Consider the following 21,469-nt stretch of genomic DNA (forward strand, 5'->3'; position numbering starts at 1 on the left):
CTACTTTTCGACCCGTGCAGGAGTTGCGGAACGGCGAGGGCCGTGTGTCCGCCACCGGGGCGGACACACGGCCCTTTCCTGCGTGTCGCGAGCGGTTACGCGCCGATGGCGTGCAGACCGCCGTCGACGTGGATGATCTCGCCCGTGGTCTTCGGGAACCAGTCGGAGAGGAGCGCGACGATGCCGCGGCCGGCCGGCTCCGGGTCCGCGAGGTCCCAGGCCAGCGGGGAGCGGGTGTCCCAGACCGAGGCCAGCTCGCCGAAGCCCGGGATGGACTTCGCGGCCATGGAGCCGAGCGGGCCCGCCGAGATCAGGTTGCAGCGGATGTCCTGCTTGCCGAGGTCGCGCGCCATGTAGCGGCTGGTGGCCTCCAGGGCGGCCTTGGCCGGGCCCATCCAGTCGTACTGCGGCCAGGCGAACTGCGCGTCGAAGGTGAGGCCGACGACCGAACCGCCCTCGGACATCAGCGGGAGCAGCGCCATGGTCAGCGACTTCAGGGAGAAGGCGGAGACGTGCATGGCGGTGGCCACGGACTCGAACGGCGTGTTCAGGAAGTTGCCGCCGAGCGCGTCCTGCGGCGCGAAGCCGATGGAGTGCACGATGCCGTCGAGGCGGTCGCCCAGGTGCTCGCGGACCTGGCCCTCCAGGCGGGCGAGGTGCTCGTCGTTGGAGACGTCGAGCTCCAGGACCTTGACCTTGTCGGGCTGGGGCAGCTTCTTGGCGATGCGCTCGGTCAGCGTCGGCCGGGGCCAGGCGGTGAGGATGATCTCCGCACCCTGCTCCTGGGCCAGCTTCGCGGCGTGGAAGGCGATGGAGGACTCCATCAGCACACCGGTGATGAGGATGCGCTTGCCCTCGAGAATTCCGCTCATGGTGATCAGTGACCCATGCCCAATCCGCCGTCAACCGGGATGACGGCTCCAGTGATGTACGAGGCGTCGTCGGAGGCGAGGAACTTCACCGCGGCGGCGATCTCCTCCGGCTGCGCGTAACGGCCCAGCGGCACCTGCGACACGATGCCCGCGCGCTGCTCGTCGGTGAGCACCGCGGTCATGTCGGTGTCGACGAAGCCGGGGGCGACGACGTTGAAGGTGATGTTGCGCGAGCCCAGCTCACGCGCGAGGGAGCGGGCGAAGCCGACCAGGCCGGCCTTGGAGGCGGCGTAGTTGGCCTGGCCCGCGGAGCCCAGCAGACCGACGACCGAGGAGATCAGGACGACGCGGCCCTTCTTGGCGCGCAGCATCCCGCGGTTGGCGCGCTTGACCACCCGGAACGTGCCGGTGAGGTTGGTGTCGAGGACGGACGTGAAGTCCTCCTCGGTCATGCGCATGAGGAGCTGGTCCTTCGTCACGCCGGCGTTGGCCACGAGGACCTCCACCGGGCCGTGCTTCTCCTCGATCTCCTTGTAGGCCGTCTCCACCTGCTCCGCGTCGGTGATGTCGCACTTGACGGGAAGGCAGCCGAGCTCGACCAGGGCGGCCGGGGGCTCGCCGGAGCGGTACGTGATCGCGACCTTGTCGCCGGCCTCGGCGAACGCGCGGGCGATGGCGAGGCCGATGCCCCGGTTTCCTCCGGTGACGAGAACCGAGCGGCTCAACGGATCACCCTTTCGATAGCGGTCTGGTAGCCGAAAACCTATCGGTATCGCCCCCGACATGGGGAATCGACCTCCCACAGTGGCGTACGGGCGTCGCTGTCGGATCCCTACAGCTCGGGGGCGGTACGGATCGGGTCGCCGGGCCGCGGAGGGAAGGGTTCCACCCGGGGGCGATCCACAATGCGCCGACTCGGCCGCCCGTCCCGTGATTGACTTCCGGGGCAGTTTCAGACCGCTGTCTTCCGATCGCCGAGAGCGAGGCCGCTCGTGGTCCATCAGATCGACCCTTCGTTCGTCGCGCTGCCCCTGCGGGCGCTCGCCGACGCGGCGCTCGCCCGAGCGCGCGCGCTCGGTGCCGAGCACGCGGACTTCCGCCTGGAGCGGGTGCGCAGCGCCTCGTGGCGGCTCCGCGACGCCAAACCGTCCGGGTCCTCGGACACCACGGACCTCGGCTACGCGGTGCGGGTGGTGCACGGCGGGGCCTGGGGCTTCGCGTCCGGTGTCGACCTGACGATGGACGGGGCCGCGCGCGTCGCCTCGCAGGCGGTCGCCATGGCCAAGCTGTCGGCGAAGGTGATCGCGGCCGCCGGCTCCGAGGTGGGGGCACCCCCTGGACGAAGTCCTTGGGGGAGGGTGGAGCTGGCCGATGAGCCGGTGCACTCCGAGCGCACCTGGGTCTCCTCGTACGAGATCGACCCCTTCTCGGTCCCCGCCGAGGAGAAGAGCGCGCTGCTCGCCGACTGGAGCGCGCGGCTGCTCCGGGCGGAGGGCGTGGCGCACGTGGACGCCTCGCTGCTCACCGTCCACGAGAACAAGTTCTACGCGGACACGGCCGGCACCGTGACCACCCAGCAGCGCGTCCGGCTGCACCCGCAGCTCACGGCCGTCGCCGTGGACGAGACGACCGGCGAGTTCGACTCGATGCGGACGATCGCGCCGCCGGTCGGGCGGGGCTGGGAGTACCTGACGGGGACCGGCTGGGACTGGGACAAGGAGCTCGACGAGATCCCGGCGCTGCTCGCCGAGAAGATGCGGGCGCCGAGCGTGGAGGCCGGCCGGTACGACCTGGTCGTGGACCCGTCGAACCTGTGGCTGACGATCCACGAGTCCATCGGGCACGCCACCGAGCTGGACCGGGCGCTCGGCTACGAGGCGGCGTACGCGGGCACCTCGTTCGCCACCTTCGACCAGCTGGGCAAGCTGGCGTACGGCTCCTCGATCATGAACGTGACGGGTGACCGGACCGCCGAGCACGGTCTCGCCACCGTCGGCTTCGACGACGAGGGCGTCGAGGCGCAGAGCTGGGACCTGGTGAAGGACGGCACGCTCGTCGGCTACCAGCTGGACCGGCGGATCGCGAAGCTCACGGGCCTCGGCCGGTCGAACGGCTGCGCGTTCGCCGACTCCCCCGCGCACGTGCCGGTGCAGCGGATGGCGAACGTCTCGCTCCAGCCGGACCCGGGCGGTCTGTCGACGGAGGACCTGATCGGGGGCGTGGAGCGCGGCATCTACGTGGTCGGCGACCGGTCCTGGTCGATCGACATGCAGCGCTACAACTTCCAGTTCACCGGTCAGCGCTTCTTCCGCATCGAGAACGGCCGGCTGGCCGGGCAGCTGCGGGACGTGGCGTACCAGGCGACGACGACCGACTTCTGGGGCTCGATGGAGCAGGTCGGCGGCCCGCAGACGTACGTGCTCGGTGGCGCCTTCAACTGCGGCAAGGCCCAGCCGGGCCAGGTCGCCGCCGTCTCGCACGGCTGCCCGTCCGCCCTCTTCCGGGGCGTCAACATCCTGAACACGACGCAGGAGGCCGGTCGATGAGTGCCCGCCACGCAATCTGCTGGGGGTCCGGGGGTCGTCCCCCGGGCAAGCACAGTCTGAACACGACGCAGGAGGCCGGTCGATGAGCCGCGTCAGCAAGCCGTACGAGATCGTCGAGCGGGCCCTGGAGCTGTCCCGCGCCGACGGGTGTGTCGTCATCGCCGACGAGGAGTCCTCGGCCAATCTGCGCTGGGCCGGGAACGCGCTCACCACGAACGGCGTGACCCGGGGCCGTACCCTCACCGTCATCGCGACCGTCGACGGCGCCCAGGGCACCGCCTCCGGTGTCGTCTCGCGGTCGGCCGTGACCGTCGACGACCTGGAGCCCCTGGTCCGGGCCGCCGAGGCCGCCGCCCGCGCCGCCGGGCCCGCCGAGGACGCCCAGCCGCTCGTGGAGGGCGTGCCCGCCTCGCCCGACTTCACGGACGCCCCGGCGGAGACCTCCTCCGCGGTCTTCACCGACTTCGCCCCGGCGCTCGGCGAGGCCTTCGCACGCGCGCGTGCCGGCGGCCGTGAGCTGTACGGCTTCGCCAACCACGAGCTGACCTCCACCTACCTGGGCACCTCCACCGGGCTGCGGCTGCGCCACGACCAGCCGAACGGGACCCTGGAGCTCAACGCCAAGTCCCCGGACCGCTCGCGCTCCGCCTGGGCCGGTCGCGCGACCCGGGACTTCAAGGACGTCGACCCGGCCGCGCTCGACGCCGAGCTCGCGACCCGCCTCGGCTGGGCCGAGCGGAGGATCGAGCTGCCCGCCGGCCGGTACGAGACGCTGCTGCCGCCGACCGCCGTGGCCGACCTGATGATCTACCAGCTGTGGTCCTCGACGGCCCGGGACGCGGTGGAGGGCCGGACGGTCTTCTCCAAGCCCGGCGGCGGCACCCGGCTCGGCGAGACGCTCTCCCCGCTGCCGCTCACGCTGCGCAGCGACCCGAACGAGCCGGGCCTGGAGTCCTCGCCGTTCGTCATCGCGCACTCCTCCGGCGACGACTCCTCCGTCTTCGACAACGGTCTGCCGGTCGGTCCGGTCGACTGGGTGAAGGCCGGGGCCCTGGCGCATCTGATCACCACCCGGCACACGGCGGGGCTTACTCGGTTGCCCGTGGCGCCGGGAGCCGGGAACCTGATCCTGGACGGCGGCGGCGAGCGCTCCCTGGAGGAGATGGTCGCCTCCACCGAGCGTGGTCTGCTGCTGACCTGCCTCTGGTACATCCGCGAGGTCGACCCGGCGACGCTGCTGCTGACCGGCCTGACCCGGGACGGCGTCTACCTCGTCGAGAACGGCGAGGTGGTCGGCGAGGTGAACAACTTCCGGTTCAACGAGTCGCCGGTGGACCTGCTGTCGCGGGCCTCGGAGGCGGGCCGGACGGAGAAGACGCTGCCGCGCGAGTGGAGCGACTGGTTCACCCGGGCCGCGATGCCCGCCCTGCGGGTGCCGGACTTCAACATGAGCTCGGTCAGCAAGGGGGTCTGACCCACCTAGACTGAGTACCTGATCACCACTGACAACTTCTGAGGAGACGGACGACGTGACGGACATCGTCGACGAGCTGAAGTGGCGCGGGCTCTTCGCCCAGTCCACCGATGAGGACGCACTGCGCAAGGCTCTCGCGGACGGTCCCGTCACGTTCTATTGCGGTTTCGACCCGACCGCGGCCAGTCTCCACGTCGGCCACCTGGTCCAGGTCCTCACCGTCCGCCGGCTCCAGCAGGCCGGGCACCGGCCGCTGGCGCTGGTCGGCGGGGCCACCGGGCAGATCGGTGACCCGCGGCCGACGGCCGAGCGCACCCTGAACGACCCCGAGACGGTCGCGAACTGGGTGAACCGGCTGCGTGCGCAGATCGAGCCCTTCCTCTCCTTCGAGGGGGAGAACGCGGCGGTCATGGTGAACAACCTGGACTGGACCGCCGGGATGTCGGCGATCGAGTTCCTGCGGGACATCGGCAAGCACTTCCGGGTCAACAAGATGCTGACCAAGGACTCCGTCGCCCGGCGCCTGGAGTCCGAGCAGGGCATCAGCTACACCGAGTTCAGCTACCAGCTGCTCCAGGGCATGGACTTCCTGGAGCTGTACCGCCGCTACGGCTGCACGCTCCAGCAGGGCGGCTCGGACCAGTGGGGCAACCTGGTGGCCGGCCTCGACCTGATCCACCGCCTGGAGCCGGGCGCCGAGGCGCACGCGCTCGCAACCCCGCTGATGGTCAAGGCGGACGGCACCAAGTTCGGCAAGACCGAGGGCGGCGCCGTCTGGCTGGACCCGGAGATGACCACGCCGTACGCGTTCTACCAGTTCTGGCTGAACGTGGACGACCGGGACATCTCGACGTACATGCGGATCCTGTCCTTCAAGTCCCGCGAGGAGCTGGAGGAGCTGGAGGCGCAGACCGCCGAGCGGCCGCAGGCGCGCGCCGCCCAGCGGGCGCTCGCCGAGGAGCTCACCGCCCTGGTGCACGGCGCCGAGCAGTGCGCGGCCGTCATCAACGCCTCCAAGGCGCTGTTCGGGCAGGGCGACCTGGCCGAGCTGGACGAGCCGACGCTCGCTGCCGCGCTGTCCGAGCTGCCGCACGCGCGCGTGTCCGAGCTCGGCCAGGTCGTGGACCTGTTCGCCGAGGTCGGTCTCGTGGCGAGCAAGTCGGCGGCGCGCCGCACGGTGAAGGAGGGCGGGGCCTACGTGAACAACGTGAAGGTGACCGCCGAGGACGCCGTGGTGTCGGCGGAGGAGCTGCTGCACGGCCGCTGGCTGGTGCTGCGGCGCGGCAAGAAGAACCTGGCGGCGATCGAGCTCGCCGGCTAGCGGGACCATGGGAAGAGGCCCGGTACGTGCGCTGTGCGCCGTACCGGGCCTCTTCTCGTGTGTCAGGCGCGCTGCTTGCTGCCTCTGATCGAGGCCCACAGCATGTCGCCCACTCCGACGACGGCGACGGCGCCGAGCAGCTGGAGCAGGTGCCGGGTCCAGTCGATGCCCCGGGTGTCCTCGACTCCGATCCAGCCCGCGACCGCGTTGCCGAGCACGCTGCCGAGAATGCCGAACACGGTCGTCAGCCACAGCGGGATCTGTTGCTTCCCGGGCAGGATCGCCTTCGCGATCAGACCGAGGACGAATCCCACGATGATCGCCCACAACCAACTCATCGTCGCCTCCTAGTGCGCATCTGGGCCCAGTCTCGGCCCACCCGCCATACGGCGCATGTCGGACAGCGCCGTACGTGCCCCGGTCTCGTCGGCCGGGGGCGGCGGGCGTACGGTGGGAAGAGGTCCGGACCGGGGAGGGTCCGGCGCGGCCTGTGGGTGGTGAGCGGCGATGTCGAAGCATGGCGGGACCGAGGTCTTCCGGATCACGGGAGCCCGACAGGGGCTCGCCGACGACGTCCGGGGAAGGCAGCGGCGCTATGTCATCTCGATGACGGTGCGCACACTCTCCGTGATCGCCGCGACGGTGCTGTGGAACGTGGAGCGGCACGTGGCCTTCGTGGCGCTGGGCCTGGGCCTCCTGCTCCCCTACATCGCCGTGGTGATCGCCAACGCGGGACGCGAGAGGGCTCCGTCCCTTCCCTCCACGTTCGTCCCCACTCCGGAGCGACCCGCACTCGAGGCTTCGAACCTCAAGAAAACCTCAGATCAATCATGACGATCCGGTGCACCGCACCCCATGTGCCGTGACATACTGCCTACGCGCTCCGCATCCCCCGTCGGAGCGACGGACCGATGCCGGGCAGCTCCCCCCGTGGCTGCCCGGCATCGCTGTTGCTGGACAATGATCGGGTGATCAATGGTCCCGTGAGCGAAGACAAGCCGATCTGTTCCGCCAAGGGGTGCCGCGCCGACGCCGTCTGGGTCCTCGCGTGGAACAACCCCAAGCTGCACACGCCCGAGCGCCGCAAGACCTGGCTCGCGTGCGAGGAGCACCGCGAGCACCTCTCCCAGTTCCTGGGGGTACGGGGCTTCCTGAAGGACGTCGTCCCCCTCGCGGACTGGGACTCAGCCGCCGATAGCTGACATCGGGCGCTCGGGCTGGAGGAAGCTCGGGTCGTCGAGGCCCGAGCCCGCCTTCTTGCCCCACATGGCCTTCTTCCAGAGCTCCGCGACGGTCTCGTCCGACGCGGGCGACGGGTCCTCGGCGCGCAGCGCCGCCCGCAGGTCCGTCTCCTCGGTGGCGAAGAGACAGGTGCGCACCTGTCCGTCGGCGGTGAGCCGGGTGCGGTCGCAGGCCCGGCAGAACGGGCGGGTGACGGAGGCGATGACGCCGACCGTGTGCGGTCCGCCGTCGACGACCCAGCGCTCGGCGGGGGCCGAGCCGCGCTCCTCGGAACCTTCGGGCGTCAGGGTGAAGCGGGTGCGCAGGGACTCCAGGATGTCGCCGGCGGTGATCATGCCGTCGCGCTTCCAGCCGTGCTGGGCGTCCAGGGGCATCTGCTCGATGAAGCGGAGCTCGTATCCCTCCTCGACCGCCCAGGCGAGGAGGTCGGGGGCCTCGTCGGCGTTGAGCCCGGGCATCAGGACGGCGTTGACCTTGACCGGGGTGAGGCCGGCCTCGCGGGCGGCGGCCATGCCGTCGAGGACGTCCTGGTGGCGGTCGCGCCGGGTGAGGGTCTTGAAGACCTCGGGGCGCAGGGTGTCGAGGGAGACGTTGACCCGGTCGAGACCGGCGGCCTTGAGGGCGGCGGCGGTGCGCTTGAGTCCGATGCCGTTGGTGGTGAGGGACATCCGGGGGCGGGGCTCCAGGGCGGCGCAGCGCTCGACGATCCCGACGAGGCCGGGGCGGAGCAGCGGCTCACCGCCGGTGAAGCGGACCTCGGTGACGCCGAGGTCGGTGACCGCGATGCGGATCAGCCGGACGATCTCGTCGTCGGTGAGGAGGTCCGGCTTGGCGAGCCACTGGAGGCCCTCCTCGGGCATGCAGTACGTGCAGCGCAGATTGCACCGGTCCGTGAGCGAGACGCGCAGGTCAGTGGCCACACGGCCGTAGGTGTCGATGAGCACTGTGGGCCCCCTCCCCGAATTCCGGATGCGTGTGTTCCGAGCCTACGTGAGCGCACGGACAACGAGCAGGGCAGATTGTCACGAGGACCGACGCGGCCGCGTCGTAGAACTCTACGACGCGGCCGTCCGGCGGTGGCGGAACGTATCCGGGTGGGTGCGCTCCGGTCAGTGTGCTCCGACTCCGGTGAGGGACTTGACCTCCAGCTCCGCGTACTTGCCCTTGTCCGGCTCCTCCTTGGAGAGGATCGAGCCGAGCCAGCCGAGCAGGAAGCCGAGCGGGATGGAGACGAGGCCGGGGTTCTCCAGCGGGAACCAGTAGAAGTCCGCCGTCTTGAACATCGACGTGGGCTTGCCGGAGACGACCGGCGAGAAGAGCACGAGGACGACGGCGGAGATCAGACCGCCGTAGATCGACCACAGCGCGCCCTGGGTGGTGAACCGCTTCCAGAAGAGCGAGTAGAGGATCGTCGGCAGGTTGGCCGAGGCGGCGACCGCGAAGGCGAGGGCGACGAGACCGGCGACGTTGAGGTCGCGGGCGAGGGCGCCGAGCGCGATGGAGACGATGCCGATGAAGACGGTCGCCCAGCGGGCGGCCCTCACCTCCTCCTTCTCGGTGGCCTGACCGCGGCGGATGACGTTGGCGTAGATGTCGTGCGCGAAGGACGAGGAGGAGGCCAGGGTCAGGCCGGCGACGACGGCGAGGATGGTCGCGAAGGCGACGGCGGAGATGACGGCGAGGAGGATCGCGCCGCCGGTGGAGTCGGCTCCGCCGCCGATCTCCAGGGCCGCGAGCGGGGCGGCCGTGTTGCCGGCCTTGTTGGAGGCGACGATGTCGCTGTTCTTGAGGAGGGCGGCGGCGCCGAAGCCGAGGACGATCGTCATCAGGTAGAAGGCGCCGATGATGCCGATGGCCCAGTTGACGGACTTCCGGGCGGCCTTGGCGGTCGGCACCGTGTAGAAGCGGATCAGGATGTGGGGCAGGCCGGCCGTGCCGAGGACGAGCGCGATGCCGAGGGAGAGGAAGTCCAGCTTGGAGGTGGCGGTGGCGCCGTACTTGAGGCCGGGCTCCAGGAAGGCGTCGCCCTTGCCGCTGTTGGTGGCGGCCGCGCCGAGCAGCTCCGAGATGTTGAAGTGGAACTTCAGCAGGATCAGGAAGGTGATCAGGAGCGTGCCGGCGATGAGCAGGACCGCCTTGACCATCTGCACCCAGGTGGTGCCCTTCATGCCGCCGATCGTCACGTACACGATCATCAGGAGGCCGACCAGGGCGACGATCGCGATCTTGCCGCCGTCGCTGGTGATGCCGAGCAGGAGCGAGACGAGGACGCCCGCGCCCGCCATCTGGGCGAGCAGGTAGAAGATCGAGACGACGATCGTCGAGGTGCCGGCGGCGGTGCGGACGGGCCGCTGGCGCATCCGGTAGGCGAGGACGTCGCCCATGGTGAAGCGGCCGGAGTTGCGCAGCGGTTCGGCGACCAGGAGCAGGGCGACGAGCCAGGCGACGAGGAAGCCGATCGAGTACAGGAAGCCGTCGTAGCCGAAGAGCGCGATGGCTCCGGCGATGCCGAGGAAGGACGCGGCGGACATGTAGTCGCCGGAGATGGCGAGGCCGTTCTGGAAGCCGGTGAACTGGCGTCCGCCGGCGTAGAAGTCGGCGGCGCTGCGGGTCTGGCGGCCGGCCCAGACGGTGATGACGAGGGTGGCGACGACGAAGGCGCCGAACAGGGCGATGATCAGGGGCCGGTGCTCGGTGGTGGCGTTGCCGGCCGCGAGCAGGACGGGGGTGCTCATGCGTCGCCCTCCATACGGGTTCTGATGGCCTCGGCCTGGGGGTCGAGCCGGTTCGCCGCGTGCCGCGAGTAGAGCCAGGCGATGAGGAAGGTGGTGAGGAACTGGCCGAGGCCGAGGACGAGGGCCACGTTGATGTTGCCGAAGAGCTTGGTGCCCATGAAGCCGCCCGCGTAGTTGGAGAGCAGCACGTACAGCAGGTACCAGGCGATGAAGGCCAGGGTGAGGGGGAAGGCGAACGAACGGTACGTACGGCGCAATTCGCCGAACTCCGCGCCTTCCTGCACCTCGACGAACTGTTCCGTCGTGGGCGACGCGGGACCGTGCTCGGTCTCCGTGTCCTTTCTCGGCGGCGGCGGTGCTTCGGTAGCCACGGAATCTCCTCGTGACGCGGGGACGGACGGCATGGTCAAGGGGGGCCTCACCAGGGGTGCGGGATGCGGGGCTCCGAGCGGAGCCCCTCCCCTGCCCAACGGCACGGAGCGGGAAGCGAAGCGGTTCATCCGGGGGATTTCTTTGAACAGATCTTCATGAAGTCTTCTCAACTCATTGAAGCTTCGGGAAGATCAGCGATAGCTTCACTCGTCATGCACCTGTCCACGCGCAAACCCGCGCGCGGACAGTACATACGGATGATGTGGAGAACCCATGGCTCATCTGGGATCGAGGCGCGGCCGAGCTCTCGCTCTGCCGGTCGGTCTCGCGCTCACGGCCTCGCTCGGCTTCCTTGCCCCCGGCGCCGCCTCCGCCGCGGAACTGAGCGACGCCCCGGCCACCGTGGCCGCCTTCAGCGGCCCGAAGCTCTCGTACGTCGTCAACGTCGAGGGTGGCCGCTGGACCGCCTCCTCGGTGAAGAAGGCGATCGCCGCCGCGGGTGGCGAGGTGGTCATCTCGTACGACCAGATAGGCGTGATAGTCGTCCACTCGCAGAACCCCGAGTTCGCGAAGACGATCCGTCAGGCGCGTGGTGTGGTGTCGGCCGGTGCGACCCGTACCGCCCCGCTCTCCGTGCAGTCCGACGACTCCGTCGACGAGGGCGCGCAGACGCTGTCCGCCGCCGAGGCGAAGGCGGCCGCGGCCGCCGCCACGGACGGTCAGGACCCGCTGGAGCCCCTGCAGTGGGACCTCCCGGCGATCAAGGCCGACAAGGCCCACCAGAAGACCCTCGGCAGCAGCCGGGTCACCGTCGGCATCATCGACACCGGTGTCGACGACACCCACCCGGACCTGGCGCCGAACTTCGACGCCGCCGCGTCCGCCAACTGCGTGTCCGGCAAGCCGGACACCACCGCCGGCTCGTGGCGTCCGATGAAGGGCGAGAGCGACCACGGCACGCACGTGGCGGGCACCATCGGCGCCGCCAAGAACGGCGTCGGCATCACGGGTGTCGCGCCGGGCGTGAAGCTCGCCGGCATCAAGGTGTCCACCCCGGACGGCTTCTTCTACACCGAGGCCGTGGTCTGTGGCTTCGTGTGGGCGGCCGAGCACGGCGTCGACATCACGAACAACAGCTACTACACCGACCCGTGGATGTTCGCCTGCAAGAACGACGAGGACCAGAAGGCCCTCATCGAGGCGGTCACCCGCGCGACCCGGTACGCGGAGAAGAAGGGCACGGTCAACGTCGCCGCGGCCGGCAACTCCAAGTTCGACCTGGCGGCCGACAAGATCACGGACACGACCAGCCCGAACGACACCACGGCTGTCCCCCGTGACATCGACCCGTCGGAGTGCTTCGACTACCCGGCCATGCTGCCGGGCGTCGTGACGGTCTCCGCGACCGGCGCCAAGGACCTGAAGGCGTCCTACTCCAACTACGGTCTCGGTGTGATCGACGTCGCCGCCCCCGGCGGTGACCGCACCGAGTACCAGACGCCGAACGCCCCGGCGGTCAACGGCCGCATCCTGTCGACCACGGTCGACGGCGGCTACAACTACAAGGCCGGTACGTCGATGGCCTCGCCGCACGCGGCGGGTGTCCTGGCGCTCATCAAGTCGACGCACCCCTACGCGAGCCCGGCGGCGCTGAAGGCGCTGCTGTACGCGCAGGCCGACGACCGCGCCTGCACCAACCCGTACGACATCGAGGGCGACGGCAAGATCGACGCCGTCTGCGAGGGTGGCGTGAACAAGAACGGCTTCTACGGGGCCGGTCTGATCGACGCGCTGGACGCCGTGAAGTAAGCGGTACGCGTGGACGAGGGCCCTGGTGTGGTGTGCCACACCGGGGCCCTTGCGCGTGGCACGGGTGGCACTCAGTGCCACACTGCTGATCATGGACAACACAGTGCGCACGAGTACGGAGTTGCTGTGGTCGGCCCTGGGCGGCGATCCCGCCCTCGTCGACCGGGTGGAGTACGGCGGGGTGTCCGGGCTGCTGCCCGCGCGGCTTCCGGTGATGGACCTGGCACGCGGCGCGGTCGCGGCCTGCTCGCTCGCCGCGGTGGAGCACGCGGGGCTTCCGGGGCCGGTGCGGGTGGACGACGGGGCCGTCGCCACCGCCTTCGTGAGCGAGCGTCATCTGCGGGTCGACGGGCGGGCGCCGGTGAACTTCGCGCCGCTCTCCCGCTTCTGGCGTGCGGCCGACGGGTGGGTCCGTACGCACGCCAACTACCCCCACCACCGAGCGGCGTTGCTCGCGGCGCTCGGGGTCCCGGACTCGGTGGAGGCCGTCGCGGCGGCGATCGGGGAGCGGAAGGCCGTCGAGGTCGAGACGGCGGTGTACGCGGCCGGGGGCCTGGCCGTCGCCCTGCGGACGCCCGAGGAATGGGCGGCGGGCGAGCAGGGCCGGGAGGTGGCGGCGCGGCCGCTGCTGACCCGGGAGCGGCTGGACGAGGCGGCGCCCCGGGCCGCGGCCGGGCGGCCGCTGCGGGTCCTCGACCTGACCCGGGTGATCGCCGGTCCGGTCGCGACCCGGACGCTCGCGCTGCTCGGCGCGGACGTGCTGCGGATCGACCCGCCGGGGAACCCGGAACTGCCGGACCAGCACGCGGACACGGGCGTCGGCAAGCGGACGGCGGCGCTGGATCTGGACCGTCCGTCGGACCGGCGGACGTTCGAAGAACTCCTCGACTCCGCCGACGTGCTGGTGACCGGCTACCGGCCGGGCGCGCTGGACCGGTTCGACCTGGAGCGGCCGGGCCTGGTGACCGCCCGGCTCTCCGCCTGGGGCGACTACGGGCCGTGGGGCGGGCGGCGCGGCTTCGACTCCCTGGTGCAGGTGGCGACGGGCATCGCGGTCACGGAGGGCTCGGCCTCGGAGCCGGGTGCGCTGCCGGCTCAGGCGCTGGACCACGGCACGGGGTATCTGCTTGCGGCGGCGGTGCTGCGGTCGCTGACGGAGCAGCGCCAGGAGGGCGGCAGCCGGCTCGTCCGCATGGCCCTGGCCCAGACGGGCCACTGGCTGACGCACTCGCTGCCGCGGTACGAGCCGGAGCGGTACCTCGTCGAGACGGAGGGCCCGCTGGGGCGGCTGCGGCACGCGGTGTCGCCGGTCTCGTACGAGGACGGTCCGGCTTCCTGGACCCGGCCCCCGGGCGTCGCGGGGACGGACGCGCCGGAGTGGGCCGGGGCCTGAGGTCTGGCCGACGGCGGGCCGGGGGCCCGCCGTCGGTGCGTGCTACGGCTTGACGAGGACCTTCAGGGCCGTGCGCTCGTCCATGGCCCGGTAGCCCGACGGGACTCCGTCCAGGCCCACCGTCAGGTCGAAGACCGGCGAGGGGTCGACGGCGCCGGAGAGGACGTCCGGGAGGAGTTCCGGGATGTAGGCGCGGACCGGGGCGACGCCGCCGCGGAGGGCGATGTTGCGGTCGAACATGACCGACAGGTCGAGGCCGGTGCCGCTGCCGTGCGGGACGCCGACGTAGCCGATGGAGCCGCCGTCGCGGGCGATCGCGACCGCCGTGCGCATCGACTGCTCGGTGCCGACGGCCTCGATGACGCCGTGGGCGCCCTGGCCGCCGGTGAGCTCGCGGACGGCGGCCTCGGCGGCCTCGCCGCGCTCGGCGACCACGTCGGTGGCGCCGAAGGCACGGGCGATGTCGGTACGGGCGGTGTGCCGGCCCAGCGCGATGATCCGCTCCGCGCCGAGCCGCTTGGCGGCCAGGACGCCGCAGAGGCCGACCGCGCCGTCGCCGACGACGGCGACCGTGGAGCCCTTCGTGACGCCCGCGCCGAGGGCGGCGTGGTGGCCGGTGCCCAGGACGTCCGAGAGGGCGAGCAGGGCGGTGAGGAGGCGGTCGTCGCCGGCCGCTTCGGCCGGGAGCTTGACCAGGGTGCCGTCCGCGTACGGGACGCGGACGGCCTCGCCCTGGCCGCCGTCGGAGCCGACCGAGCCCCAGAAGCCGCCGCGCGGGCAGGAGGTCTGGAGGCCCTCGGCGCAGTACTCGCAGGTGCCGTCGGACCAGACGAAGGGGGCGACGACGAGGTCGCCGGCGGCGAAGCCGGCGACCTCGGAGCCGGCCGCCTCGACGATGCCGAGGAACTCGTGGCCGATGCGCTGGCCGGGCTGCCGGGCGGACTCGCCGCGGTAGGCCCACAGGTCGCTGCCGCAGATGCAGGCACGCAGGACCCGCAGGACGACGTCCGTGGGTTCCTGGATGACCGGGTCGGGCACGTCCTCCACGCGCATGTCGAACGGGGCGTGGATGGTGGTGGCGCGCATGGGGGCGGTCCTTGCTGTCAGACGGTTGTACGACGTTCACCGTACATCGCGCGGAGCGCTCCCGCCGTCAGCAGGTACTGCGCCGCGATGTAGGTCAGCATGACCCAGAAGTCGGGCGCCGGCAGCTGGGGCCACTCGGCGACGCCGGTGGCGATCAGGGTGTCGGAGAGCAGGAACAGCGCGCCGCCGAGGCCGGCCAGGAGCCCGAGGGCGCTGGAGCGGTAGGCCATCGCGGTGAGCAGCAGCGAGTACCCGGCGACGGGGATCCGCAGCTCGGCGGGGAGGTCGGGCCAGAGGAGCGCGACGGTGGCGAGGAGCGCGAGGGCGTACAGGGCGCCGAGCAGCGGCGACGTACGCCCGCGGCCGAAGAGGAACAGGTAGCAGACGTGTCCGGCGGCGAAGGAGCCCATGCCGACGAGGAAGGCCCAGTCGGCGTCGGAGAGCAGGAAGACGTCTCCGCCCCAGCCGAGGAGGAGCGCGGCGGTCAGCGGCCCGGGGGCGCCGCGGGTGACGGCGTACGCGGCGAGCAGGGGCATCAGGAGCGGCTTGGCGATCTGGTGCCCGAGCTCGGCGCCGGCGAGCAGCGAGAGCAGGTCGACGGCGGCCGCGAGCCCGAAGGCGGCGAGCAGGACGCGGGAGGAGGTCTTCACGCCGCGGCCTCCGGGGCGGCGGCGGGCACGGCCTTCGGGGCACGGGTCGCCGGCTGCCAGCCGGGGCCGCGGAAGACCCGTCCGGCCCGCTCGCGCCAGCCGTGCGCGGCGCGCAGGTCGCGGGCGATGGCGGCGTACTCGTGGGTGGCGACGCGCAGCGGGTTGTAGGTCTCGATGTTCTTGGTGAGCCCGTAGACGGGACGCTCGGTCTCGCCGACCCAGGAGCCGAACATCCGGTCCCAGACGATCAGGATGCCGCCGAAGTTCCGGTCCAGGTAGCCGCCCTGGGAGGCGTGGTGGACGCGGTGGTGCGAGGGGGTGTTGAGGACGTACTCGAAGGGGCGGGGCAGCTTGTCGATGCGCTCGGTGTGGATCCAGAACTGGTAGACCAGGTTGACCGAGTAGCAGAAGGCGACGGCCGCCGGGTGGACGCCGAGGGCGATCAACGGCAGGTAGAACGGCCAGCCCGTGACGCCGGTCCACGGCTGGCGCAGGGCGGTGCTGAGGTTGAACTTCCGGCTGCTGTGGTGGACGACGTGGCAGGCCCAGAGGATGCGGACGACATGGTGTCCGCGGTGCTGCCAGTAGTAGAGGAAGTCCTGCGCGAGCAGCATGAGCGGGATCGTCCACCAGAGGACGGGGACGCGGAGCGGGGTCAGCTCGTGGACGGCGGTGTAGATCGCGACGACGGGGATCTTCCACAGCGCGTCGAAGAAGAGGCTCCCCAGCCCCATGCCGATGCTGGTGGCGGCGTCCTTGGCCTCGTACCCGGCGGCGTCCTCGTCGGGGTGGATCCGGTGGCTGACCATCTCCAGGACGGTGAGCAGGGCGAACGCCGGTATGGACCAGAGCACGACATCGGGCAGGTTCGGCATGCCGTCGACGGTAGAGGCGGCGGGCGGACGCGACTAGACGTGATTACTTACAAGTAAGTGAGACAGTTTGTCAGCAAGCTTTGGCGCCTTCCGACAAGGACTCACACGCCCGCCGCTCCCAGCAGGGAGCCCGCGCCGTAGGTGACCGCCATCGCGAGGGCCCCGCCCGCCACGTTGCGGAGGATCGCCGGGGGCGTGGGGGCGGCGCCCAGGCGGGCGCTCCACCAGCCGGTGAGGGCGAGCGCGGCGAGCACGGAGAGGACCGTGACCCAGAGGCGCGCGGAGGGCGGCGGGAGGACGATCGCGAGGAGCGGGAGCAGGGCGCCGACGGTGAAGGCGAGGAAGCTGGCGCCGGCCGCGTGCCAGGGGTTGGTGAGGGCGTCGGGGTCGATGCCGAGCTCCACGCGCGCGTGGGCGCGCAGCGCGTCGCGGGCGGTGAGCTGTTCGGCGGCCTCGCGGGCCACCTCCGGGGAGAGACCGCGGGCGGCGAGCAGGCCGGTCAGTTCGGCGAGTTCGGCCTCCGGCCGCTCGCGCAGTTCGCGCTTCTCCTGGGCGAGGGCGGCCTTCTCGGAGTCGCGCTGGCTGGAGACGGAGACGTACTCCCCCGCCGCCATCGACATCGAGCCGGCGAGCAGCCCCGAGAGCCCGGCCGTGAGCAGGGCGGCCTGGGACTCGGTGGCGCCGGCGACGCCGACGACGAGGCCGGCGGTGGAGACGACGCCGTCGTTGGCTCCGAGCACGGCCGCCCGGAGCCAGTTGAGACGGGAGCCGAGGCCGCCGCCGTGGGCCTCGTCGTGTGCGGGGGCTTCAGTCACCCCAGGAGGGTCGCACCCGTCGCCTCACCACACGCGGACCGACCCGCCCGGGGCGAAGGCCGGGCTGGTGGCCCCCTCGGGGACCTTCTCCAGGGGCTGGGCGATCTCCTCGACGGCCGGGCCGTGGACGGCGGCGAGGCGGTCGAGGAGGGCGAGGTCGAAGCCGTAGACGCGGGCGGCGTTCCCGCCGGCCATGGCGGCGACCTCCTCCCTTGGGAGTCCCGCGTAGGCGATGCGGAGGCCTTCGCGGGAGTACGGGGTGGTGCCCTCGTCGTGCGGGTAGTCGCTGCCCCACATGATCTTGTCGAGGCCGATCCGGTCGCGCAGCGGCACCTCGTGGGGGCGCATGAAGCTCGCGCCGACGAAGCAGTTGTCCCGCCAGACCTCCTTGGGGCCCTTGCCCATGGACTCCGCGAGGCCTGCGCCGAACTTGGACTCGGCGGTGGCGGCCCGGGTCGCGGCCGACACCAGGCGCCGGTGGTAGTAGTCCAGCATGTCGAGCACGCCGGGGATCCAGCCCGAGCCCTGTTCGGTCAGGACCAGCTTGAGCCCCGGGTGGCGCCGGAACGCGCCGCCGAAGATCAGGTGCCACAGGGCCCGGTGGGAGAACCAGGTGGTCTCCACCATGAACACCGCCCGGGCGGCCGGTTCGTCGCCGAGCGGCGGCGACGCGGAGCCGCCGTGGTGGTTGACCGGCACGTCGAGCTCGGCGCAGACGGCCCAGATCGGGTCGTATGCCTCCGAGTACAGCTCGGGGACGGGCGAGCCCGGCGGGACCCCGGGCAGCAGGATGCCGCCGGTGAGACCGGCCTCGCGGGCGCGGCGGATCTCCGCGACCGCCGCGTCCACGTCGTTGAGGAGGATCTGCGCCACGCCCGCCCTGCGCCCCGGGGCGTCCGCGCAGAAGTCGGCCAGCCAGCGGTTGTGGGCCTGGAGTCCGGCCCAGCGCTGCTCGTACTCGGCGCGGGTGGGCGGCTGGGCCATCAGGGAGGCCTTGGGGAAGAACGGCGGGATGGTGTTGGGGAAGACGACCTCGGCGACGATGCCGTCCGCCTCCAGCTCGCGCAGCCGGCGCTGCGAGTTCCAGTTGCGGTCGGCGGTGTCGGCGAGGAGGTCCTCGTACGGGTTGACGTAGGTCGCCGCCCAGGCGTCGAAGTCGTCGTGGTGCCTCTTCTCCAGGTACGGCTTGTAGTCGAGGAGGTCGGCGCCGGCGTGGCAGTCGGCGGAGATGACGGTGTATCTGTCCATCAGTTCGCCCCCAGGACCGGGAACTCGTGATCGGTGAGCCAGTGCCGGCCGACCTCGCGGGAGCGGGCCCAGGAGGCCTCGACGGCGGCCTGGTCGGCGGGCTGGCCGAGGTCGGCGGGGGTGGGGCCGATGCGACGGGCTATCGGATCCAATATTTGGATATCGAATCCAAAGACCTCCGCGGCGGCGAGCCCCAGCATCCGCCGGGTCTCCTCGACCGGGATGTCGTGGAACGTCCTCCGCAGCCACGCGCGCGTGTCGGGCCAGGTGCCCTCCGGGTGCGGGAAGTCCGAGCCCCACAGGATGTTGTCGACGCCGATCTCGTACCGCTGGGCGAGCTCGCGCCGCTTGGTGTTGGTGGCGCAGACGAAGACCTGCCGGTCCAGGTACTCGCTCGGCGGCCGCTTCAGCTCCGCGAACGGGGACAGCTTCTTGCCGCCGTGCGCGCCCAGATAGAGCCGGTCCATGAACCAGAGCAGGTTCGGCAGCCACCAGCAGCCGGACTCGGCGACCCCGAACCGCAGGCCCGGGTGGCGCTCGAAGACGCCCGACCAGAGCAGGAACCACAGCGGCCTGGCCGGCCAGAAGGTGACCTCGGAGACGTAGATCCCGAGGTGGTCGCCGTACTCCTCGCGCGGTGCCGCCCCGGAGTGGGTGACGACCGGCATGCCGGTCTCGGCGGCCGCCGCCCACACCGGGTCGTAACGCCGGTCGTGGTAGGGCGCCTTGTCCACCCACATGGAGGGGATCATCAGCGCGCCGAGCCCGGACTCCTTGGCCCGGTGGATCTCGGCGACGACCTCGCGGACGTCGGCGGTGACGGGCAGCAGGGCGACCCCGCAGTGCCGGGCCGGGTTCGCGGACACGAACTCGGCCAGCCACCGGTTGTGGGCCTTCGCGCCCGCCATGCCGAGCTGCGGGTCCTGGTCGCCGGAGAGCCCCAGGCCGACGCCGAAGGGCGCGGCGGTCTGGCTGTCGACGGCGTCCGCGTCGGGGAAGACGACCTCGGCGGCCACCCCGTCGCCGTCGAGCTCCTTGATCCGCTGCGCGGGGTCCCAGCCGCCGCGCAGGCCTTCCTCGTTGTCGGTGAACCACTTGTTCGCGAAGGCCTCGTTGCGCACCCCGAGCCGGGTCATGGCCTCCCGGCGGGCCTCGCGCCCGGCGAGGAAGTCGTCGAAGTCCCGGTGGAAGCGGGGGTCGAGATAGGGCCGGTACTCCTCGGTGGGGAGCCCGGCATGGCAGTCGGAGGAGATGATCAGATACGGGTCCTCATGGCGCTCGTTGCTCATGGTGAAGCCCCTCAGTCGAGGATGAAGCTCTCCAGGTACGACGGGTTGGCGCGGTCGAGCATCGAGCGGGAGCGCGCCTTGATCTGGCGGTCGCTGTGCTCGCTCTCCGGCAGCATCCAGAAGCGGTCGGCGCGGATGCCGTCGACGACGTGCTCGGCGACGTCCTCGACGGGCGTGAAGGTCACCTCGTGGCCGGCTTCCTTCATCGCGGCCTCGTACTGGTCGAGGCTGCGGTACGGGGTCCTGCGCGGCCGCTGCTTGGCGTACCGCTCGGGCCGGTTGCGGTGCGACTCCCACAGTCCGGTGCGGAGCATGTGCGGGCCCGGGAAGAGGACGGAGGCACCCACGCGCGCGTGCTCGGCCTTCAGGTGCGCGTACAGGGACTCGGTCATGGTGACGACGGCCGCCTTGGTGACCGCGTACACGGAGGCGGTGGGCAGCGGGGCGATGCCGCCGTCGCCGGAGGAGGTGTTCACGACGTGGCCGGGCTCGCCGCCCGCGAGCATGCGCGGGACGAAGGCCTGGATGCCGTGGAAGACGCCCCACACGTTGACGGAGAAGGCCCACTTCCAGTCGTTGGGCTCGTGCTCCCACATCCGGCCCTCGGCGCCGGAGCCCACGCCCGCGTTGTTGCAGAGGACGTGGACGGCGCCGAAGGTCTCGTACGCCGCGTCCGCGAAGGCCCGTACCTCGTCGGCGTCGGAGACGTCGACGGTCCGGGCGAGGACCTGCGCGCCGCCCGCCATCAGCTCGTCGGCGGCCTCCTCCAGAGCGGCCCGCTCGACGTCCCCGAGGACGACGGCGAGGCCCTCGGCGGCGAAGCGGCGGGCCATCGCGAGGCCGATGCCGCTCGCCGCGCCGGTGACGACGGCGACCTGTCCCTCACGCAGCTCCATCAGGCACTTCCTTCCGGGGGTCCGTCGAGGATCTGGAGCGGGTCGTCGTACCGCTGGTGGACGAAGGGCAGCAGGTCCCGGGCCGAGACGCGCTCGGCGACCGTGCCCTTCTGGTCGGTGGTCTTCTCGCCGATCGTGATCTCGACGAGCCGGCGCACCGGGAGGTCGGCCACCGGGTCGTACATGGACTCGCGCAGGACCACGTCACCGGTGATCCGCTCCAGCTTCCGCACCTTCTCGTTGCGGACGCAGTGCACGAGGACGGGGTCGGCGTCGAAGCCGGTGCCCTCGACGCCCGGGAGGAACTTGAAGTAGAAGTCGGTCTTCTCGACGGGCTCCGGCAGCGCCAGCGGGCCGGAGACCGCGCCGCGCACCTCCACGAACGCGATGCCGTGCCGGGCGAGGGCGGCCCGCACGACGAGCCCGTCGCGCTCGACCGTGACCTCGCCCAGCTTCTTCGGCTCGCCGAAGACCTCGCGCCCGCCGATCAGGGCCCGCTCGTGGGTCATCGGCATGACCAGCGGGTACCAGCCCTCGCGGTCGCCGTGGGCGGCGGCGACGGCCACCGAGCCGGCGCCGAGCGGATAGCCGGGCAGGTCGACCTTGCTGATGTTGGCGCGCACCAGGGGGCGCGCGGTGGGCTTCAGCGGGGGTGGCAGGACCGCCGCCACGACGTCCGGGTCGGTCTCCCAGACGGCGACCACACCGGTGGACCAGATGTCGGGGAGCTTGGCGGACCGCTCGCGGGCCGCCGCCGCCTCCGCGTCGCTGCGCGCCCCGTACCGTACTCGTGCCATGACGTACCACCCTTCGGGATCGTCGGCCTGTAACACAGTTACACCGCTG

21 protein-coding genes are annotated in these 21,469 nt (G+C 71.5%); 7 read left to right on the plus strand and 14 right to left on the minus strand.

Going from position 1 to position 21,469, the window contains the following annotated elements; translation table 11 throughout:
- Window positions 1-95 precede the first annotated feature (95 nt).
- Complete coding sequence (gene fabI / locus AB5J54_RS09660) at window positions 96-872, minus strand: enoyl-ACP reductase FabI (protein WP_369143497.1); 777 nt, start codon at window positions 870-872, stop codon at window positions 96-98.
- 5 nt (window positions 873-877) lie between these two features.
- Window positions 878-1,597, minus strand: coding sequence for a 3-oxoacyl-[acyl-carrier-protein] reductase (fabG, locus tag AB5J54_RS09665; RefSeq protein ID WP_030691676.1), 720 nt, complete (start codon window positions 1,595-1,597; stop codon window positions 878-880).
- Between the two features lie 267 nt (window positions 1,598-1,864).
- Here fabG and AB5J54_RS09670 point away from each other — a divergent pair, with 267 nt between their 5' ends.
- The 3 genes from AB5J54_RS09670 (at window position 1,865) to tyrS (ending at window position 6,213) form a co-directional block, all read left to right on the plus strand.
- Complete coding sequence (locus tag AB5J54_RS09670) at window positions 1,865-3,418, plus strand: TldD/PmbA family protein (protein WP_369143498.1); 1,554 nt, start codon at window positions 1,865-1,867, stop codon at window positions 3,416-3,418.
- 82 nt (window positions 3,419-3,500) lie between these two features.
- Window positions 3,501-4,892: a metallopeptidase TldD-related protein gene (locus AB5J54_RS09675; protein WP_369143499.1), complete on the plus strand. Its 1,392-nt coding sequence runs from the start codon at window positions 3,501-3,503 to the stop codon at window positions 4,890-4,892.
- A 55-nt stretch (window positions 4,893-4,947) separates the two neighbouring features.
- Window positions 4,948-6,213 carry a tyrosine--tRNA ligase gene (gene tyrS, locus AB5J54_RS09680; RefSeq protein WP_369143500.1) on the plus strand — a complete coding sequence of 422 codons (1,266 nt, stop codon included), beginning with the start codon at window positions 4,948-4,950 and terminating at the stop codon, window positions 6,211-6,213.
- A 62-nt stretch (window positions 6,214-6,275) separates the two neighbouring features.
- Here tyrS and AB5J54_RS09685 read toward each other — a convergent pair whose 3' ends face one another.
- Window positions 6,276-6,551, minus strand: coding sequence for a GlsB/YeaQ/YmgE family stress response membrane protein (locus AB5J54_RS09685; RefSeq protein WP_369143501.1), 276 nt, complete (start codon window positions 6,549-6,551; stop codon window positions 6,276-6,278).
- Between the two features lie 169 nt (window positions 6,552-6,720).
- Here AB5J54_RS09685 and AB5J54_RS09690 point away from each other — a divergent pair, with 169 nt between their 5' ends.
- Together AB5J54_RS09690 and AB5J54_RS09695 are read left to right on the plus strand one after the other, a co-directional pair.
- Complete coding sequence (locus AB5J54_RS09690) at window positions 6,721-7,047, plus strand: DUF3099 domain-containing protein (RefSeq protein WP_369143502.1); 327 nt, start codon at window positions 6,721-6,723, stop codon at window positions 7,045-7,047.
- Window positions 7,048-7,196: 149 nt separating this feature from the next.
- Window positions 7,197-7,415, plus strand: coding sequence for a hypothetical protein (locus AB5J54_RS09695; protein ID WP_369143503.1), 219 nt, complete (start codon window positions 7,197-7,199; stop codon window positions 7,413-7,415).
- On the opposite strand, the gene moaA is transcribed toward AB5J54_RS09695, so the two are convergent.
- From moaA to AB5J54_RS09710, 3 genes are all read right to left on the minus strand, one after another.
- A complete protein-coding gene (gene moaA, locus AB5J54_RS09700; RefSeq protein WP_369143504.1) occupies window positions 7,398-8,399 on the minus strand; it encodes a GTP 3',8-cyclase MoaA in 1,002 nt (333 codons plus the stop codon). The genes AB5J54_RS09695 and moaA overlap by 18 nt on opposite strands.
- A 165-nt stretch (window positions 8,400-8,564) precedes the next feature.
- Entirely contained in the window at window positions 8,565-10,190 is a 1,626-nt protein-coding gene (locus AB5J54_RS09705; RefSeq protein WP_369143505.1) for a cation acetate symporter, read from the minus strand.
- Entirely contained in the window at window positions 10,187-10,561 is a 375-nt protein-coding gene (locus AB5J54_RS09710) for a DUF485 domain-containing protein (protein ID WP_369143506.1), read from the minus strand. The genes AB5J54_RS09705 and AB5J54_RS09710 overlap by 4 nt, the downstream gene beginning before the upstream one ends.
- Window positions 10,562-10,835: 274 nt before the next feature.
- Here AB5J54_RS09710 and AB5J54_RS09715 point away from each other — a divergent pair, with 274 nt between their 5' ends.
- Complete coding sequence (locus tag AB5J54_RS09715) at window positions 10,836-12,371, plus strand: S8 family serine peptidase (RefSeq protein WP_369143507.1); 1,536 nt, start codon at window positions 10,836-10,838, stop codon at window positions 12,369-12,371.
- A 91-nt stretch (window positions 12,372-12,462) separates the two neighbouring features.
- Window positions 12,463-13,764, plus strand: a complete 1,302-nt coding sequence (locus AB5J54_RS09720; protein WP_369143508.1) for a CoA transferase — start codon at window positions 12,463-12,465, stop codon at window positions 13,762-13,764.
- Window positions 13,765-13,806: 42 nt separating this feature from the next.
- Here AB5J54_RS09720 and AB5J54_RS09725 read toward each other — a convergent pair whose 3' ends face one another.
- The 8 genes from AB5J54_RS09725 to AB5J54_RS09760 all read right to left on the minus strand — a co-directional run bounded on the left by AB5J54_RS09725 (window position 13,807) and on the right by AB5J54_RS09760 (window position 21,420).
- Window positions 13,807-14,850 carry a zinc-dependent alcohol dehydrogenase family protein gene (locus tag AB5J54_RS09725; protein ID WP_369143509.1) on the minus strand — a complete coding sequence of 348 codons (1,044 nt, stop codon included), beginning with the start codon at window positions 14,848-14,850 and terminating at the stop codon, window positions 13,807-13,809.
- Window positions 14,851-14,867: 17 nt separating this feature from the next.
- The gene (locus AB5J54_RS09730; protein WP_369143510.1) at window positions 14,868-15,500 is read right to left on the minus strand and encodes a lysoplasmalogenase; all 633 of its coding nucleotides are present in this window, start codon (window positions 15,498-15,500) and stop codon (window positions 14,868-14,870) included.
- Window positions 15,497-16,375 carry a sterol desaturase family protein gene (locus AB5J54_RS09735; protein WP_369143511.1) on the minus strand — a complete coding sequence of 293 codons (879 nt, stop codon included), beginning with the start codon at window positions 16,373-16,375 and terminating at the stop codon, window positions 15,497-15,499. The genes AB5J54_RS09730 and AB5J54_RS09735 overlap by 4 nt, the downstream gene beginning before the upstream one ends.
- Before the next feature lie 101 nt (window positions 16,376-16,476).
- Window positions 16,477-17,190: a VIT family protein gene (locus tag AB5J54_RS09740; RefSeq protein WP_369143512.1), complete on the minus strand. Its 714-nt coding sequence runs from the start codon at window positions 17,188-17,190 to the stop codon at window positions 16,477-16,479.
- A 24-nt stretch (window positions 17,191-17,214) separates the two neighbouring features.
- Window positions 17,215-18,438: an amidohydrolase family protein gene (locus AB5J54_RS09745; protein ID WP_369143513.1), complete on the minus strand. Its 1,224-nt coding sequence runs from the start codon at window positions 18,436-18,438 to the stop codon at window positions 17,215-17,217.
- Window positions 18,438-19,727 (minus strand): amidohydrolase family protein, encoded by a 1,290-nt coding sequence (locus AB5J54_RS09750; protein WP_369143514.1) that lies wholly within the window; start codon window positions 19,725-19,727, stop codon window positions 18,438-18,440. The genes AB5J54_RS09745 and AB5J54_RS09750 overlap by 1 nt, the downstream gene beginning before the upstream one ends.
- Window positions 19,728-19,738: 11 nt before the next feature.
- Complete coding sequence (locus AB5J54_RS09755; protein ID WP_369143515.1) at window positions 19,739-20,623, minus strand: SDR family NAD(P)-dependent oxidoreductase; 885 nt, start codon at window positions 20,621-20,623, stop codon at window positions 19,739-19,741.
- Entirely contained in the window at window positions 20,623-21,420 is a 798-nt protein-coding gene (locus AB5J54_RS09760; RefSeq protein WP_369143516.1) for an acetoacetate decarboxylase family protein, read from the minus strand. The genes AB5J54_RS09755 and AB5J54_RS09760 overlap by 1 nt, the downstream gene beginning before the upstream one ends.
- Between the last annotated feature and the right edge of the window lie 49 nt (window positions 21,421-21,469).

The sequence above is a fragment of the Streptomyces sp. R44 genome (assembly GCF_041053105.1).
Classification (GTDB): Bacteria; Actinomycetota; Actinomycetes; order Streptomycetales; family Streptomycetaceae; genus Streptomyces.

Excerpts from the sequence above, each read along its gene's own strand:
- fabI (WP_369143497.1), bottom strand. The coding sequence starts at position 872 with ATGAGCGGAATTCTCGAGGGCAAGCGCATCCTCATCACCGGTGTGCTG.
- AB5J54_RS09675 (WP_369143499.1), top strand. The coding sequence starts at position 3,501 with ATGAGCCGCGTCAGCAAGCCGTACGAGATCGTCGAGCGGGCCCTGGAG.
- AB5J54_RS09685 (WP_369143501.1), bottom strand. The coding sequence starts at position 6,551 with ATGAGTTGGTTGTGGGCGATCATCGTGGGATTCGTCCTCGGTCTGATC.
- AB5J54_RS09690 (WP_369143502.1), top strand. The coding sequence starts at position 6,721 with ATGTCGAAGCATGGCGGGACCGAGGTCTTCCGGATCACGGGAGCCCGA.
- AB5J54_RS09705 (WP_369143505.1), bottom strand. The coding sequence starts at position 10,190 with ATGAGCACCCCCGTCCTGCTCGCGGCCGGCAACGCCACCACCGAGCAC.
- AB5J54_RS09715 (WP_369143507.1), top strand. The coding sequence starts at position 10,836 with ATGGCTCATCTGGGATCGAGGCGCGGCCGAGCTCTCGCTCTGCCGGTC.
- AB5J54_RS09720 (WP_369143508.1), top strand. The coding sequence starts at position 12,463 with ATGGACAACACAGTGCGCACGAGTACGGAGTTGCTGTGGTCGGCCCTG.
- AB5J54_RS09725 (WP_369143509.1), bottom strand. The coding sequence starts at position 14,850 with ATGCGCGCCACCACCATCCACGCCCCGTTCGACATGCGCGTGGAGGAC.
- AB5J54_RS09735 (WP_369143511.1), bottom strand. The coding sequence starts at position 16,375 with ATGCCGAACCTGCCCGATGTCGTGCTCTGGTCCATACCGGCGTTCGCC.
- AB5J54_RS09745 (WP_369143513.1), bottom strand. The coding sequence starts at position 18,438 with ATGGACAGATACACCGTCATCTCCGCCGACTGCCACGCCGGCGCCGAC.
- AB5J54_RS09750 (WP_369143514.1), bottom strand. The coding sequence starts at position 19,727 with ATGAGCAACGAGCGCCATGAGGACCCGTATCTGATCATCTCCTCCGAC.
- AB5J54_RS09755 (WP_369143515.1), bottom strand. The coding sequence starts at position 20,623 with ATGGAGCTGCGTGAGGGACAGGTCGCCGTCGTCACCGGCGCGGCGAGC.
- AB5J54_RS09760 (WP_369143516.1), bottom strand. The coding sequence starts at position 21,420 with ATGGCACGAGTACGGTACGGGGCGCGCAGCGACGCGGAGGCGGCGGCG.